Source organism: Pseudomonas sp. FEN, from assembly GCF_904067045.1.
Taxonomy (GTDB): domain Bacteria; phylum Pseudomonadota; class Gammaproteobacteria; order Pseudomonadales; family Pseudomonadaceae; genus Aquipseudomonas.
Genome location: NZ_CAJFDC010000012.1, coordinates 246,552 through 262,421, shown reverse-complemented (window position 1 = coordinate 262,421; position 15,870 = coordinate 246,552). Strand labels below are relative to the sequence as shown.

16 protein-coding genes and 1 pseudogene are annotated in these 15,870 nt (G+C 62.7%); 10 read left to right on the top strand and 7 right to left on the bottom strand.

The window, feature by feature from the left end; all coding sequences use genetic code 11:
- Positions 1–14: 14 nt before the first annotated feature.
- The gene (locus tag PFEN_RS13365) at positions 15–500 is read right to left on the bottom strand and encodes a GNAT family N-acetyltransferase (RefSeq protein WP_191487290.1); all 486 of its coding nucleotides are present in this window, start codon (positions 498–500) and stop codon (positions 15–17) included.
- Between the two features lie 200 nt (positions 501–700).
- On the opposite strand from PFEN_RS13365, the gene PFEN_RS13360 reads away from it, so the two are divergent.
- The 3 genes from PFEN_RS13360 to PFEN_RS13350 are packed head-to-tail and all read left to right on the top strand — an operon-like array spanning position 701 to position 2,855.
- Entirely contained in the window at positions 701–1,045 is a 345-nt protein-coding gene (locus tag PFEN_RS13360) for a YciI family protein (protein WP_191487289.1), read from the top strand.
- 50 nt (positions 1,046–1,095) lie between these two features.
- Positions 1,096–1,587, top strand: a complete 492-nt coding sequence (locus PFEN_RS13355) for an SRPBCC family protein (RefSeq protein WP_191487288.1) — start codon at positions 1,096–1,098, stop codon at positions 1,585–1,587.
- Positions 1,584–2,855, top strand: a complete 1,272-nt coding sequence (locus PFEN_RS13350) for an RNA polymerase sigma factor (RefSeq protein ID WP_191487287.1) — start codon at positions 1,584–1,586, stop codon at positions 2,853–2,855. The genes PFEN_RS13355 and PFEN_RS13350 overlap by 4 nt, the downstream gene beginning before the upstream one ends.
- A 46-nt stretch (positions 2,856–2,901) precedes the next feature.
- On the opposite strand, the gene PFEN_RS13345 is transcribed toward PFEN_RS13350, so the two are convergent.
- Positions 2,902–3,756, bottom strand: a complete 855-nt coding sequence (locus PFEN_RS13345; protein ID WP_191487286.1) for a LysR family transcriptional regulator — start codon at positions 3,754–3,756, stop codon at positions 2,902–2,904.
- Between the two features lie 91 nt (positions 3,757–3,847).
- Between PFEN_RS13345 and PFEN_RS13340 the strand changes: the two genes are divergently transcribed.
- Entirely contained in the window at positions 3,848–4,279 is a 432-nt protein-coding gene (locus tag PFEN_RS13340) for a multidrug/biocide efflux PACE transporter (RefSeq protein ID WP_191487285.1), read from the top strand.
- A 77-nt stretch (positions 4,280–4,356) separates the two neighbouring features.
- Here the strand turns inward: PFEN_RS13340 and PFEN_RS13335 are convergent, their stop codons facing one another.
- On the bottom strand, positions 4,357–5,265 hold the full coding sequence (locus PFEN_RS13335; protein ID WP_191487284.1) for a LysR family transcriptional regulator: 909 nt from the start codon (positions 5,263–5,265) through the stop codon (positions 4,357–4,359).
- A 111-nt stretch (positions 5,266–5,376) separates the two neighbouring features.
- Here PFEN_RS13335 and PFEN_RS13330 point away from each other — a divergent pair, with 111 nt between their 5' ends.
- Positions 5,377–6,243 carry an NmrA family NAD(P)-binding protein gene (locus PFEN_RS13330; protein ID WP_191487283.1) on the top strand — a complete coding sequence of 289 codons (867 nt, stop codon included), beginning with the start codon at positions 5,377–5,379 and terminating at the stop codon, positions 6,241–6,243.
- Positions 6,244–6,366: 123 nt separating this feature from the next.
- Here the strand turns inward: PFEN_RS13330 and PFEN_RS13325 are convergent, their stop codons facing one another.
- The gene (locus PFEN_RS13325; protein ID WP_191487282.1) at positions 6,367–7,125 is read right to left on the bottom strand and encodes an SDR family NAD(P)-dependent oxidoreductase; all 759 of its coding nucleotides are present in this window, start codon (positions 7,123–7,125) and stop codon (positions 6,367–6,369) included.
- A 120-nt stretch (positions 7,126–7,245) separates the two neighbouring features.
- Between PFEN_RS13325 and PFEN_RS13320 the strand changes: the two genes are divergently transcribed.
- A complete protein-coding gene (locus PFEN_RS13320) occupies positions 7,246–8,151 on the top strand; it encodes a LysR family transcriptional regulator (protein ID WP_191487281.1) in 906 nt (301 codons plus the stop codon).
- Positions 8,152–8,197: 46 nt separating this feature from the next.
- Here the strand turns inward: PFEN_RS13320 and PFEN_RS13315 are convergent, their stop codons facing one another.
- Positions 8,198–9,817, bottom strand: a complete 1,620-nt coding sequence (locus tag PFEN_RS13315) for an inorganic phosphate transporter (protein WP_191487280.1) — start codon at positions 9,815–9,817, stop codon at positions 8,198–8,200.
- A gap of 71 nt (positions 9,818–9,888) precedes the next feature.
- On the bottom strand, positions 9,889–10,911 hold the full coding sequence (locus tag PFEN_RS13310; RefSeq protein ID WP_191487279.1) for a transporter: 1,023 nt from the start codon (positions 10,909–10,911) through the stop codon (positions 9,889–9,891).
- A gap of 233 nt (positions 10,912–11,144) precedes the next feature.
- On the opposite strand from PFEN_RS13310, the pseudogene PFEN_RS31480 reads away from it, so the two are divergent.
- The 3 genes and pseudogenes from PFEN_RS31480 to PFEN_RS13300 all read left to right on the top strand — a co-directional run.
- Positions 11,145–11,924 (top strand): annotated as a pseudogene (locus tag PFEN_RS31480) (hypothetical protein); the annotation flags it as partial.
- A gap of 162 nt (positions 11,925–12,086) precedes the next feature.
- Positions 12,087–12,854, top strand: coding sequence for a methyl-accepting chemotaxis protein (locus tag PFEN_RS31475; RefSeq protein ID WP_412071441.1), 768 nt, complete (start codon positions 12,087–12,089; stop codon positions 12,852–12,854).
- 122 nt (positions 12,855–12,976) lie between these two features.
- Positions 12,977–13,432 (top strand): hypothetical protein, encoded by a 456-nt coding sequence (locus PFEN_RS13300; RefSeq protein WP_191487277.1) that lies wholly within the window; start codon positions 12,977–12,979, stop codon positions 13,430–13,432.
- A gap of 1 nt (position 13,433) precedes the next feature.
- Here PFEN_RS13300 and PFEN_RS13295 read toward each other — a convergent pair whose 3' ends face one another.
- The gene (locus PFEN_RS13295; RefSeq protein WP_191487276.1) at positions 13,434–14,237 is read right to left on the bottom strand and encodes a putative hydro-lyase; all 804 of its coding nucleotides are present in this window, start codon (positions 14,235–14,237) and stop codon (positions 13,434–13,436) included.
- 333 nt (positions 14,238–14,570) lie between these two features.
- Between PFEN_RS13295 and PFEN_RS13290 the strand changes: the two genes are divergently transcribed.
- The gene (locus PFEN_RS13290) at positions 14,571–15,854 is read left to right on the top strand and encodes an MFS transporter (RefSeq protein WP_191487275.1); all 1,284 of its coding nucleotides are present in this window, start codon (positions 14,571–14,573) and stop codon (positions 15,852–15,854) included.
- Positions 15,855–15,870: the final 16 nt, after the last annotated feature.

Genomic DNA, 15,870 nt, shown 5'->3' with positions numbered 1-15,870 from the left:
GACAATCTCCGGTTTCAGAGTGGCAAGGTCAGCCTGCGTTCTTCACCGACCCGGCCGTGAAAGGTCTCGCCGCTGTCGACAAATCCCTGTTTCAGGTAAAGCCCACGGGCGGCGTCATTGTCCGCGTCGACCATCAGCATCAGATGGCTGGTGCCCGGCCAGGTAGCGCGGACAGCGGCCGGCACGGCCTGCATGCAGGCGCGCCCGAGGCCTTGGCCCTGGTAGCTTTTGTCCACTTGCAGGCCATGCAGCGTGCACACGCTGCCACTGGCCCAGGCCGGTGACGCCGGTGGCCGCTTGAGCAACAGGAAACCCACCGGGTGCTCATCGGCCAGCAGTACAAAACCTTTCACGTCATTGCCCTTGTGGGCATGCAGTACCGACAGCCCGTGGGTGATATCGCTGGAAAACTCCTTCTGCGCCGCGTCGACCTGGATCAAGAGCAACTGCTCGCGTTGGGCGGGAGCCAACGTGAGGTAGTCGACAAGGGAGGTTCTCACAGCGGTGTGTCCTATTTCCGACGGTAGGGAAGCAGATTCTATCGGCTTTGGCGGCCGCGATATTATTTTTCCTGCGAGTTTTTTCGCCTGTCGATTTCCCTCGACTCCAGACGACTATTCGTACCTCTGCTGATCGTCAGCGACCTTCGCCAAAGTACGAAACAGCAGCCATAGTTGTTCGACCGTCCCGGAGCCATTCCATGAAATACCTGTGCCTGATCTACAGTAATGAAGCGCTGCTGCATTCCCATCCCGACAGCCCCCGGGACTCTGAGTGCCTGGCCTACGGCGAGTCGATCCGGGCCAGTGGCCGAATGCTCGCCGCCGAGCCGCTGGAGTCGGTGAGCACCGCCACCACGGTACGCATGCGTGGCGGCAAGCTGTCCATCGTCGACGGACCGTTTGCCGAAACCAAGGAGCAATTGGCCGGGTTCTACCTGGTGGAGGCCCGTGACCTGAACGAGGCCTTGCAGATTGCCGGGCATATCCCAGCCGCGCGAGTGGGTAGCGTGGAAGTACGACCGGTGCGGGAACTGAATCTCTGAGGGCGCGAGCGCTTTCACGCGGCCACCATAAGAATAATAGGAGCCTGAACATGAACCGCCAACCGCTACCCTTTGCGGGAGCCGAACACGAGTTGTCCATCAGTCGCCTGATCGAGGCGCCGCGCAACCAGGTTTTTCGCGCCTGGACCGAGCCCCGCCTGCTGAGCCGATGGTGGGGGCCTCACGGCATGACCATGCTGGTCTGCGAAATGCAGTTGTGGGTCGGCGGCTTGTTTCGGACGCTGATGCGCACGGCGGAGGGTGTCGAGTATCCCTATCAAGGGGTGTTCCTGGAGATCGCCGCACCGGAGCGGATTGTCTTCACCGACGCCTTTACCCCCGACTGGACGCCGACGGGAAAACCTTTCATGACGGCACGCATCACCCTCGAAGAGGCCGAGGGTCATACCCTGTATACCGCTCGGGCCATGCACTGGTCGGCGGCGGAAAAGGCGGCGCACGAGCAGATGGGGTTTTATCAGGGCTGGGGTGAGAGTCTCGAACGGCTGGCCTTGCTGGTCAGCCAGGGGTTGCTGGATTGACCGTTGAGTCCGACAGCGTCAAACAGCAGGTCGAGGCGGTTTATCGTCAGGAATCGCGGCGGATCCTGGCCACCCTGATCCGTTTGCTGGGGGATTTCGACCTGGCCGAGGAGGCTTTGCACGACGCTTTTTTTATCGCCGTCGAGCGCTGGCAGCGTGATGGCGTGCCGGCCAATCCCCGGGCCTGGCTGGTCTCCACCGGGCGTTTCAAGGCCATTGATGTGTTGCGCCGCCGGGCACGTTTTGCCGCGTCCCATGGGCAGTTGATTGCCCATGCCGAAGCTTTGGAGCAAGGCGAATGGAACGACGAGGATGTCGAGGATGACCGATTGCGGTTGATCTTTACCTGCTGTCACCCGGCGTTGTCGGCGGATGCCCAGGTGCCGTTGACGTTGCGCGAAGTCTGCGACCTGACCACCGAAGAAATTGCCCGGGCCTTTCTCGCGAGCCCCTCGACCATCGCCCAGCGCATCGTGCGGGCCAAGACCAAGATTCGTGACGCGAAGATCCCTTATCAGGTGCCTTCCCTGGCGGAGTTACCCGAGCGCTTGGACACTGTGTTGCGGGTCATTTACCTGGTGTTCAACGAGGGCTACTCAGCGTCCCTCGGCGCCAGCCTGACCCGCGACGACCTGACGGCGGAAGCCATCCGCCTTGGCCGGCTGTTGCTGGAGTTGCTGCCGGACTCCGAGGTCATGGGCTTGCTGGCGTTGATGTTATTGCATGAGTCGCGACGCCAGGCGCGGGTGTCCGAAAGTGGCGAACTGGTGCTGCTCGATGTCCAGGATCGCTCACGTTGGGACCCGGCGCTGATTGCCGAAGGCTGTGGGTTGGTGGAGCGGGCACTGGGTACCGGACGTTTCGGGCCTTACGGCTTGCAGGCCGCGATCGCCGCTGTGCATGCCGAGTCGGCGACGGCCGCGGACACCGACTGGCGGCAGATCGTCGGTCTTTATGACCTGCTGCTGCGCGCCGTGCCCTCGGCGGTGATAGAGCTCAATCGGGCGGTGGCGGTGGCGATGTGTGACGGGCCGTTGGCGGGACTTGAGCTGGTGGAGGGCATCCTCGCGCGCGGCGAGTTGCTGGACTATCACCTGGCGCATTCGGCGCGGGCGGACTTCTACCGGCGATTGGGCCGAGTGGAGCAGGCGCGCGAGGCTTACCAGCGGGCTCTGGCGTTGACGCAGCAGGCGCCGGAGCGGCGTTTTATCGAGCGCCGGTTGGAGGCGTTGAAAGACCTCGAGTGTGGGCCAGGAAGATTGCGGTGAGTGTGGTAGCGCCCTCGCTGGCAAGCCAGCACCCACAAAAGCGCTGTTATTCCAGCATCCGGGCCAGCAACCAACTGCCCGCCGGCCCTGGCGGACGCAGGCGCGACCAGAGCGCATCCACCGCCACCGGCCTTGGCCAGTCACGGACCGCCAGCGCCACCAACGAAGCGTTGTCGAAGCGCTCCACCAACCAGCGCGGCAGCGCCGCCCAGCCGAACCCACGCTGGGCCATTTCCAGTAGCATCAGGTAACTCGACGCTGACCAGAAGCGGCCTTGGGCACGACTCTCGTAAGGATTGACGATGCTCGCCAGGCGCAGTTCGCGGTGCTGCTGCAGGCTGGCCTGATCGACCCTGGCCTGTTGCGCCAGGGGATGCCCGCAGTGGACGAACAGGGCAAATTCGGTGCGTTCATCCACGGTGGCGCTGCCCAGGTCCGGCGGGTAGCTGTCCTGCCGTTCGGCAAACGCCACCTGGGCTCGGCCCTGGCGGACCAACTCCACCAGGTCGTCGCACTCGGCGATCAGGCACTCCAGCTCGAGGTCCGGGTAGCGGGCTTCGAAGTCGCTCAGGGTGGCCTCGAAACGGTTGGACTGGTAGGTGTCGGATATCACCACGGTCAGCTTCGCTTCCAGGCCCCCGGCCAATTGGCGGGCACTCATTTCCAGGCGGTTGTTGGCCGCGAGGATGTCCTCGGCCTTTTGCAGCATGACATGGCCGGCCGCGGTCAGGCCGGGCTTGCGGGTGCTGCGGTCGAACAGCTCCAGGCCCAGGTCGATTTCCAGGCTCGCGACGGCCGCGCTGATGGTCGACTGGCTTTTGCCCAGCTTGCGCGCCGCAGCGGAAAAGGAACCCAGGGTCGCGGCCTGGACAAAGGCTTGGAGCATTTCATTGGAAGCCATGAACTATCGCTTTTGTCGATGGTAATCGACTTTTAGTATCTGTCCGGGTGGCGATAATGACAACCCTCAGATATCAATGGAGGCGTCCATCATGACCCCCGGCAAGTCTTTTACCGAACGTGTTTTGCAAGCCATCGGCTTCGAGGTATTCGCGGTGCTGCTGTGTACGCCGCTGTTTGCCTGGGTGATGAGCAAACCGCTGTTGGAGATGGGCGTGGTGACGGTCGCCAACTGTTTTATCGCCCTGGGTTGGAACGTTCTGTTCAACGGGATGTTCGACCGGATGCGTGAGCGCTTTGCCCTGGTGCAGAACGTCTGGACGCGCCTGCTCCATGCCTTGCTGTTCGAAGGCGGCCTGGTGGCGGTGAGCGTGCCGCTGGTGGCCTGGTGGCTGGATCTCAGCCTGTTGACGGCGCTGCTGCTGGATATTGGCGTGCTGCTGTTTTTCCTGCCCTATACCTACCTGTATCACTGGGCCTACGACGCAATACGCGAACGTCTATTGCTGCGCATCCCCCTGTAGGAGCAGCCGGTCGACGCTCGATTGCTCGCGAACCGCCGAAGGCCGCCATGCACATTGTCTCGAGACCCCCAACCGCATCAAGCAGCACTCAACCCAATAATAAAATCCAGAAACGCCCTGACCTTGGCCGGCGGCAGATGCCGGGACGGATAAAGGGCATACAACGGAAAGCGCTCATCCGGCCAATCGGGAAACAGCTCCACCAGCCGACCCGCGTCCAAGGCCGGACGTACCCCCAGGTCAAGCACCTGGGCGATGGCATGGCCGCTTTCACACAGGCTGTGCAGGGTGCCGACATCGTTGAGCACCAGCCGCGCGTTATTGCGCACATCCACCCGCCGGCCGGCACGGTGAAACTCCCAGGGGAAGGGCCGCCCGGTTTCCGGGTCGCGGAAGGACACGCAGACATGCCGTTCATCCTCCATGTCCAGCGGTGTCAGAGGTCGCCCGTGGCGTTTCAGGTAGGCCGGCGCCGCGCAGGTCAGCACCCGCACGTCCAGCAGCTTGCGCGCCACCAGGGAAGAATTGGCCGGGTGGCCGAAGCGTACGGCCAGGTCGAAACCGTCGGCCACCACGTCGCCCAGTTGGTCGCGGGTATAGAGCTCCAGGTGCAACAGCGGATGGCGGCTCATGAACTCGCCCAGGGCGGGGCCGAGGATCAGGCGGGAAAAGTACGGATCGATATTGACCCGCAACCGCCCGCGTACCTGGCTGGCGCTACCGCTGGCGGCATAGGCCGCTTCTTCGAGACCGGCCAGCAACGGGGTGACTTCCTCGTACAAGCGACGGCCTTCGTCGGTCAGCTTGACCGAACGGGTGGTGCGGTCGAACAGCCGGATGCCCAGGCGTTTCTCCAGCCGGGCGATGGCCCGGCTGACGCCGGAGGCGGTCATGTCGAGGGCTTCGGCGGCCTTGACGAAGCTGCCGCCGTCCACCACCGCGTTGAGTACGCCAAGGCCGCTGGCGAGGTTGGAGTCGAAGCTCATTACTGATTACCAGTCAGTTATTCAATGACATCCATGCTATCGGAGAATCTCGATACGCGGCGGAGAATTCCTCCATCGCGACAGAGGTCGCCGCTTCCTGGAGGAATTTGCATGTACGCAGTCATGGGTATTACCGGACAAGTGGGCGGTGCCGTCGCCCGTACGCTGCTCAGCGCCGGGCAATCGGTACGCGCCGTGGTGCGCAGCGCCGAGAAAGGTGCGCCGTGGGCCGGACAAGGCTGCCAGTTGGCCCTGGCCGATGTGGATGACGGGCAGGCACTGGCGCAGGCGTTCAGCGGTGTTGAGGGGGTGTTTATCATGATGCCGTCGAACTTCGATCCGACGCCGGGCTTTCCTGAAGCCCGCCAAGTGGTGGAAACCCTGCGCGCGGCGCTGGAACAGGCGCGGCCGGCGAAGGTGGTGTGTTTGTCGACCATCGGTGCCCAGGCGACCCAGCCGAATCTGTTGAACCAGTTGCAGTTGTTGGAACAGGGTCTGAGCACGCTGGATCTGCCGGTCACCTTCCTGCGTCCGGGCTGGTTTATGGAGAATGCCCTGTGGGATGTGGCGGCGGCGGTGGAGACGGGAGTGATCCCGAGCTTTCTGCAACCGCTGGACAAGCCGGTGCCGATGATCGCCACGGCGGATGTCGGACGCTTGGCCGCGCAGTTGCTGCAGGAATCCTGGAGTGGCAAGCGGGTGGTTGAACTGGAAGGACCGGAGCGAGTGACGCCCGAGCAGATTGCCGCCGGTTTTGCCGAGTGGCTGGGCAAGCCGGTGCGTATGGAAGTGGTGGCACGTGATACCTGGGAGGATCTGTTCACGTCCCAGGGGATGAATAACCCGCTGCCACGCATGCAGATGATCGACGGTTTCAACGAAGGCTGGATCGAGTTCGCCGGAACGCCGCGCAAGGGCGAGGTGCCGTTGCGCAGCGTGCTGAAGGATTTGTTGATCCGCAGTGGCGTGTCCGGCTGACGGGCCCCATCGCTGGCAAGCCGGCTCCCACAGGTTTTTGCGCACGACGATAGTGTTGTGGCGGAACCGGGATTTGTGGGAGCCGGCTTGCTGGCGATGGCGTCAGACCAGGCACCGCCGCATTTACAGGAACATCCCGCCCGAAGCCTCGATCCGCTGCCCGGTGATCCACTGGCCACCATCACTCAGCAACAATGCAATGGCGCCACCGATATCGTCCGGCAAGCCGGCACGGCCCAGCGCGGTGTTGGCCGCGACATAGGCATTCAGGTCTTTGTTGTCGCGCACGCTACCGCCGCCGAAATCGGTCTCGATGGCGCCCGGGGCCAGGCAGTTGACGCTGATTCCACGGGCACCCAACTCCTTGGCCTGGTAACGGGTCAAGGTCTCCATCGCACCCTTCATCGCCGCATAAGTGGCATAACCCGGCAGGCTGAAGCGTGCCAGGCCGCTGGAAATATTGACGATGCGCCCACCGTCGGCGAGCAGTGGCAAGAGTTTCTGGGTCAGGAAGAACGGCCCTTTGAAGTGCACGTTGAGCAACTGGTCGAACTGCTCTTCAGTGGTCTCGGCGAACAGCGCGTGCACGCCGACCCCGGCATTGTTCACCAGGAAATCAAACTGCTCACGACCGAAGACCCTGGCCAATACCTTGGCAACGCCCTCGCTGAAGGCCTTGAAGCTGTCGATCAGGCTGACATCCAGTTGCAGCATGGCGGCGCGACCACCGAGTTTTTCGATCTCCGCCGCCACTGCCCGGGCGTCGTCGGCGCGGCTGTTGTAGGTGCCGATGATGTCGATGCCTTGGGCGGCCAGGTGCAGCGCGGCGCTTTTGCCAAGGCCGCGACTGGCACCGGTGATCAGGGCGATTTTACGAGTCATGTCGTGTTCCTCAAGGAATGGATAACGCTGAGGAAAGTGTATTTGTCCGTCAGTGAATGGATAAACACCGATAAATCGGAAACACTGATCGTCTATTCCGAACAATGGAGGGACGCTGTCATGAACAAGCTGGACTTGCTGCGGACCTTTATCCGGGTCACCGAACTGTCGAGTTTTACCCTCGCGGGAGAAAGTCTCGGGCTGCCCAAGTCCAGCGTGTCCGGGCATGTCCAGGCGCTGGAGGAACTGTTGGGCACGCGCCTGTTGCAACGTACCACGCGCAAGGTCCAGGCGACCCAGGACGGGCTGGTGCTGTATGAACGCAGCAAGGACCTGCTGGCGCAGATGGATGAATTACAGGGCTTGTTCCGCCAGGATGCGGCCTTGCTGGCCGGGCGTATTCGTTTCGATATGCCCAGCGTCATGGCCCGTCGCGTGATCATGCCGCGCCTGCCGGAATTCATGGCGCTGCATCCGCGCATCGAACTGGAAATCAGCAGTACCGACCGCCGCGTCGACCTGGTGGGCGAGGGGTTCGACTGTGTGCTGCGGGTCGGTGCGCAGCCCGATCAGTCGGTGGTGGCGCGGCACATGTGCGAGCTGCCGATGGCCAACTGTGCCAGTCCCGCCTACCTGCGGCGTTTTGGTCGGCCGGAGTCCGTCGCCGACCTGGCCGGGCATCGGCTGATCCACTATGTCGGGATGCTGGGGGCGCGCTCCCCAGGGTTCGAGTACCTGCAAAACGGCAAGTTGCAGCAGGTGCCGATGGCCGGCAGTGTCACGGTGAACAGCACCGATTGCTACGAGTCGGCGTGCCTGGGCGGGTTCGGTTTGATCCAGGCGCCGTACCATGGCGTACGCAAGCATCTGGACAGTGGTGCGCTGGTGGCGGTATTGCCCGACGCTCTGCCGGCGCCGCTGGAGGTGTCGTTGCTGTATGCCCTGCAACGCCATCTGCCCCGGCGGGTGCGGGTGTTCATGGACTGGTTGGGGCAGGTACTGCAGGAGGAGTTGGGCGAGTCTTGAAGATGAGCGCATACCCGGGGGCATGCGCTCATCGAGGGGGCGGGAGTTAGAAAATCTGCGTGAACAACCAGTACAGGCTGCCCGACAACAGGATCGCCGCCGGCAGGGTCAGGACCCAGGCCATGACCAGGTTGCGGATGGTGCGCAGCTGCAAGCCGCCGCCATTGGCGACCATGGCCCCGGCCACGCCCGAGGACAGGACATGGGTGGTGGAGACTGGCAAACCGTACATGTCTGCCGCGGCGATGGTCAGCATGGCCACCGTTTCCGCCGAGGCGCCCTGGGCGTAGGTCAGGTGGGTCTTGCCGATTTTCTCGCCGACGGTGACCACGATGCGCTTCCAGCCGACCATGGTGCCCAGGCCCAGGGCGATGGCCACGGCAATCTTCACCCACAGCGGAATGAAGCGCGTGGCGCCGTCGATCTGTTGCTTGAACAACTGCAGCTTGCCCTGGGTATCGGCGTCGAAGTTGCCGATCTTGTCCTTGTCCATCAGGCGAATGGTTTCACTGCTCAGGTACATGTCGTTGCGCACGTTACCCATGGCTTCGGCCGGGACCTTGGCCAACGAGCCGTAACTCTTGACCTCAGTGCCGATGCTGCCGGCCAGGGCGGCCAGTGACGGGATTAACTCCGGTGTCGCCTGTTTGCTGCGCACATACTCCGAGAGCGTCGGGCGCGGGTCGGCTGGGGCCGGTTGCGGCGCACTGCGTATCAGTGCCTGTTGGGTGGCTTCGGCGACTACGGCGAACTGCAGCGCCTGGTCGGCCGGCATGGTGCGGTTCAACGCGTAGGCCATTGGCAAGGTGCCGACCAGGATCAGCATGATCAGGCCCATGCCCTTTTGCCCGTCGTTGGAGCCGTGGGCGAAGGACACACCCGTGCAGGTCAGGATCAGCAGGCCGCGAATCCACCACGGTGGCGGTGTATTGCCTTTGGGCGCCTTGTACAGCGCGCGGTTCTTGACCAGCAGGCGCAAGGCCAGCAACAGCAGCGCGGCGCAGAAGAAGCCCACCAGCGGCGACACCAACAGGGCGTAACCGATCTTGGTCGCCTGGCTCCAGTCCACGCCGCTGGTACCATCGCGCCCGTGCATCAGCGCGTTGGCCACGCCCACGCCGATGATCGAGCCGATCAGGGTGTGCGAGGACGAGGCCGGCAGGCCCAGCCACCAGGTGCCGAGGTTCCACAGGATGGCGGCGATCAACAGGGCGAAGATCATCGCGAAGCCGGCCGAGGAGCCCACCTGCAGGATCAGTTCCACCGGCAGCAGGGCAATGATGCCGAAGGCCACCGCGCCGCTGGAGAGCAGTACGCCGAGGAAGTTGAAACAGCCGGACCAGATCACCGCGAAATGCGGCGGCAGGGAATGGGTGTAGATCACCGTTGCCACGGCGTTGGCGGTGTCGTGGAAACCATTGACGAACTCGAAACCCAGGGCGATGAACAAGGCCACGCCGAGCAGCAGGAACGGCGTCCAGGTGGTCACCACGGTGCCGAAGTCGTGCATGTCGTGCATCAGGCTGTAGGCGGTGAACAGCAGCGCCATCGGCAGCACCGCGAAAAAGATCAGGGTGTTGACGAAGCGCGAGCGGGGGGTGCTATCGAACTGGGGTTTACCTGCGTCCTGGGCGGGCGAGGCAGTGGTCAGTGACGGGGTAGCCATGCCGGGAATCCTTTTTGAGAACGGATACCAGACATGATCGTTTCCAAATGTTACAGGTTGACTGCGCCAGATCAGTAATCCTGACGTTTGCGAAATGCCCAGCGTCCAGCCAGGACGGTGAAGCTCGCCACCAGCGCCACCAGAATCCAGAAGCCCTCCGGGTCGCCCGACAGCGGAATGCCACCGACGTTCATGCCGAAGAAGCCGGCAATGATATTGATCGGCAGCGCCAGTACGGTGACCACGGTCAGGGTGAACAGGGTGCGGTTGCTCTGTTCGTTGAGGCTGGCGGCGATCTCTTCCTGCAACAGCTTGATCCGCTCGCCCAGGGCTTCCAGGTCGCTGAGGATCAGCGAGAACTCTTCGGTGGATTTGCGCAGTTCCTTGACGTCTTCTTTCTGCAGCCATTGTGGCGGGCGGTTGAGCAGCCGTAACAACGAGCCCGGCTCCAGGGCCAGTAACCGTTGCAGGCGTACCAGTACCCGGCGCATGGCCCCCAGTTCGGCGCGGTTGTTGCTCAGGCGCAGGGCCAGCAACTGGTCTTCGATCTGGTCGACGCTGATGCTGGTCTTGCGCACGATCTGGGTCAGCACTTCACCCTGATCGCGCAGCAGATGCACCAGCAACTCCAGTGGTGAGCGAAAGCGTTCGCCCGCCTTGACCGAGGAACGCAGCTTGTCCACCGAGTGCAGGGGTTGCAGGCGCGCGCTGATCAACAGCTTGCTATGGACGCAGACCCAGAGCGTGGAGATGTCCGAGGAAACCATGCTGCTGAGGTTGAACACCACATCGTTGACCACCGCCAGCAAGGCGTTGTCCACGTGTTCGATACGGGTCGAGCGCGAACCTTCGTGCAAGGCCTCGAAAAACTCTTCGGGCAAGGACAGGTGCGTCTTCATCCAGCGCTCGCAGGCCGCGTGCGCCAGGTTCAGGTGCAACCAGACAAACTCATCGGGATTTTCCGGTAATTGCAGGTGTTGCAGGGCGGTGGCCGAGTCGATTTCCTCACCGCGTTCGCCGGGGCGAAAGCGAAAGCCGTAGAGCAGGCCGAACAGATCCGGGTCACGATGGCTTTGGTCAAGGCTGTGGTTCATGGAGGCTCGCTGAGATGAAACGCCTGAAATATTTTTTTACAGGTTCGCTGGTCGCATCATCGCAAGGCTTTTTGACATTTTTGTGACGGTTTGAGTGTCGCGATAGTGGGAGGCGTTGACCTTTTTTCCACTGGCGGGCAGGCATCATGGTGCCATTGACCGATGGTCGGCTCGATTCAAGCGCCGTATGGCAGCGCCGATGGTAGTGATGTCATCCGCAGCACTATTTGGCCATGTGCCCGGTTGTCACTGACAAGGATGTTTCGATTCCTTGCGTTTCCCACAGGGAACGCTCAATCCTTGTTCAGAGATTCCCCCCGATGTTGCAGAAATCCTTGAGAACCCAAATTCTCACACTCCTGAGCGGCGCCCTGATCGCGATGTTGCTGATCGCGCTGACCTGTTTTCACTTCTTGTCCAATGGCGTCCGGGATTATCGGAATTTGATTGAAGGCTCCTTGCACACCTCGCACTTGATCGATGAGGCCAACGTGCAATTCAAGGCCCAGGTGCAGGAGTGGAAAGATGTCCTGCTGCGTGGCAAGCAACCCCAGGACCTGAATCGCTACTGGTCGCAGTTCGAAGCGCGTCAGCGCGATGTGCAAGATATTCTCGGCGGCCTGGCTACTCAGTCGGGCATGGATGCGCGACTCAAGTCGCAGATCGAGCAACTGCGTGAAGAACACCGTTTGCTGGGGGGCGCCTACCTGAAAGGGCGCGATGCCTACCTGGCCGCCGGGGCCGACCCGAGCGCCGGTGATCAGGCGGTCAAGGGCATGGACCGCGCGACCAGCGAGCAGATGAGCGCACTGGTTGCCCAACTGCGCCAGCAGGGCGATGAACAGTCGACGACCATCAGTGCCCAGGCTGAACGGACCATCTGGATCGGCATCCTGGTGATGCTGGCGTCGGGGCTGTTGATCGGCCTGTTGAGCCTGTGGCTGGTCGACCGCAATCTGGTGGCACCGATCCGCCGCCTGATCGACTACGTGGCGCAATTGAGCCATGGCAAGTTCGACGACCGTGTGAGTGCCGACCGCCAGGACGAACTGGGGCGACTGGCGGTGGCTGCCAACACCCTGCGCGATTTCCTGGCGGAGACCTTCAGCCATCTCAAGCGCAGCACCTCGGACCTGGATGGCGCCAGCGGTGAGTTGAGGTCGATTGCCGGCCTGATGGCCCATGGTACCCACGAGCAGTTTGAGCGTACCGACCAGGTGGCCACCGCCATGACCGAAATGTCCGCGACCGCCCAGGAGGTTGCCCGCCATGCCGGGGATGCCGCGACTGCGGCGGATGACGCCGATCACTCGGCCCAGCAGGGTGAATTGGTGATGCGGTCCACCATCGAGACCATTACCCGCATGCGAACCGAGATCGCTACTACCGCCACGGTCATTCGACGCCTGGAAACCGACAGTGGACGAATCGGCAAGGTGTTGGAAGTGATTCGCGGGATTGCCGAACAGACCAACCTGCTGGCGCTCAACGCGGCCATTGAGGCCGCCCGTGCCGGTGAAGCCGGGCGCGGTTTTGCCGTGGTCGCCGATGAGGTGCGCAGCCTGGCCCAGCGCACTGCGGCGTCCATTGCCGAGATCAACCAGATCATCCAGTCGGTCCAGACCGGTGCGGTGGATGCGGCCCTGGCCATCGAGGGCGGACAGGCCCGCAGTGAAGAGAGCGTCGAGCAGGTGACCGAGGCCGGTGCCATGCTCGAACGCATCACCACCGCCGTGGAAGCGATTCGCGACATGAATCGCCAGATCGCCACCGCCGCCGAAGAGCAGACCTCGGTGGCCGAGGACATTTCGCGCAACCTGACCGAGATCACGGCCATCGCCAGCACCAACCTGGACAACGTCAAGCGTACCGAAGCCGCCAGTCAGAACCTGCACGGGTTGTCCGGGCAGTTGAGCGACGTGACGGCCCGCCTCGGGGCCTGAGCCGGAGCCACAGGGATGTGGTCTTGTATCGAGACGCTGACACACGTGATACAGAATCAATCTCAATTATGGTGAAAGTGCGTCGATGACAAGATTGCCTATAACTGAATCGGGAGATCCCCATGGTCAGCATTACTTCAGTCACCATTGCGCCAAGTCTTTCCACCACCAGCAGCACCAACAAGACCACCGGCACCACCAGCAGTGACACCAGCAGCACCGGTACCACGGCAACTGCCAGTGGCACCACCAAAGTGGACGGCAGCCAACTGAGCGGTGCTGGCGGTGCGTCCGGTAGCAGCGACAGCTCCAGTTCCAGCTCCGAATCCGATACGGTCAAGTCGCTGCGCAAACAACTGGCCGAGCTGCAGAAGGAGTTGCAGCAAGTGCAGCAACAACTGCAGAGGGCTCAGGCGAGCAAGGACAGCCCGGACGCCAAGGCCACCGCCGTGGCGGCCGCGCAGTCACAGGTATCGGCTATTTCCGGTTCCATCGCGACGGTCAGCGCCGCGCTGAGCAATGCCTTGCAGCAGTCGGGTAGCAGCACCTCCGGTGGTACGGTGAACACCACGGCCTGAGTCAAAGGCTGTGATTGTGCAGATCGCTCACCAACATGCAGCCCGGCGCGTGTGTGATGCACAACGGTGGGCGTGACGCTTGCACCACCGCTTGCGGGGTCACGCCGCAGGCCCAGAACACCGGCAGCTCATCCTCGGCCAGTGGCACGGCGTCACCGTAGTCCGGTGCGCCGAGATCGTGGATGCCGATCAGCCGCGGGTCGCCGATATGCACCGGTGCGCCATGCACGCTGGGCATGCGCCCGGTGATCTGGATCGCGCGGATCGCATCGGCGGCCTTCAGCGGTCGCATGCTCACCACCAGCTTGCCCTGCAGGCGTTCGGTGGGGCGGGTGTCGATATTGGTCTGGAACATCGCCACGTTGCGGCCCAATTTGACATGGCGCAGGTCGATGCCCGCATCCAGCAAGGGTTGTTCGAAAGAGAATGAGCAACCGATGGCGAAGGCCACCATATCGTCGCGCCAGAGGTGCTTGATGTTCTGCGGCTCCTCGGTCAGTTCGCCGTGGCGATAGACCCGGTAACGGGGCACGTCGTGGCGGATGTCGACGCTCTCGCCCAGGTGCTGGAAGAGCGGATCCCCGGGGCGGGTGATGTCCAGTAGCGGGCAGGCCTGGCGATTGAGGGTGCAAAAACGCAGGAATTCGTCGGCCCAGTCCCCTGGTAGGATCACGATATTGGCTTGTACCCGGCCCAGGCCCAGGCCGCTGGTGTGGCCTTGATACTGGTCGGTGGCGATGTGTCGGCGCAAGGCGCGCGGCGCCAGATGGCGCAACTGATCGAAGGACAGCGCAGGCAGATTCATCGAACTTCTCTCTGGGTGGTGGATCGGGACCTTTTTAGGGCGCCGCGACAGCCTCGTCCAACGAGAAAATCTGTTATTGCAAACAAGAAAAACTGATCTTCGATCCCGGGTCGCACTCCTGGGTTTCGCCACGTGTCCCTGAGGGGGCATCAACTTTTCTTATGCATTGACCGGCTTTTTTCCCGTTTGACGCTACACCGCAACGGCGCGAAGAATCCATTCCACGATGCAGCTCGCTGCACCGGTTCTCCACGACAACGCCTTCACAAAAAAACAACGAGGCGTGTCCGTCATCTTCCCTTGCTGCCGCAGGAACCTTCCATGGAACACACCATGACTGACCACGTGCCTTCAGGGACGCGCCGTGCCGGCCCGTTCAGTTGGTACGGCCCGCTGACAAAAAATGAGAAGCGCACGTTCTGGAGCTGCAAGATTGGCTATGGCCTGGACGGCATGGACACTCAGATGCTGAGTTTCGTGATCCCCACCCTGATCGCCACCTGGGGTATTTCCAAGGGCGAGGCCGGCTTGATCGGCACTTCGACCCTGCTGGCCTCGGCGGCGGGCGGCTGGATCGCCGGGATTCTGTCCGACCGCATCGGCCGGGTGCGTACCCTGCAACTGACGGTGCTCTGGTTCGCCTTCTTCACCTTCATGTGCGGGCTGGCGCAGAACTACGATCAATTGCTGGTGGCGCGCACGCTGATGGGCTTCGGTTTTGGGGGCGAGTGGACGGCCGGTGCGGTGTTGATCGGCGAGGTGATCCGCTCCCAGGATCGCGGCAAGGCGGTGGGCATGGTGCAGGCCGGCTGGGCGTTGGGCTGGGGGCTGACGGCGCTGCTTTACGCCGGGTTGTTCAGCTTTCTGCCGCCCGAGCAGGCTTGGCGGGCGCTGTTCATGATCGGCCTGGTGCCGGCGCTGTTCGTGCTGGTGATCCGCCGGCTGGTCAAGGAGTCCGATACCTTCGCGCAGTCTCGGGACGCACGTCTGAGCCAGGCTGAAAAGCCGTCGCCCTGGGCTTTCTTCGAGATCTTCGCGCCGCGGATGCTCAGCACCACCTTGCGTGCGTCGTTGCTGACCACTGGCGCGCTGGGCGGTTACTACGCAATCACCACCTGGTTGCCGACCTACCTGAAAACCGAGCGTGGCTTGAGCGTGCTGGGTACCGGCGGTTACCTGGCGATGGTGATCGTCGGTTCCTATGTCGGTTACGTCACCAGCGCGTGGCTGACCGATGCCATCGGCCGCAAGAAGAACTTCGTGCTCTTCGCCGTTGGCTCCATGAGCATCGTCCTGGCCTATACCCAACTGCCCATCGATAACACCTGGATGCTCTGGTTGGGGTTTCCCCTGGGGTTCTTCGCTTCGGGCATCTTCGCCGGCATGGGCGCGTTCCTGACCGAGTTGTTTCCCACCCGCATGCGCGGTTCGGGCCAGGGCTTCTGCTACAACGCCGGACGTTCCATCGCCGCGCTGTTCCCACTGTTTATCGGCGCGCTGAGTGAAACCCTGCCGATTGGCGTCGGCATCGGCGTGTTTGCCGCCGGTGCCTATGCGGTGGTGATCCTGGCGGCCCTGAGTCTGCCGGAAACCCGCGGTCGCCAGCTCGAGAACTGAGGCCGGAGGCACCCGG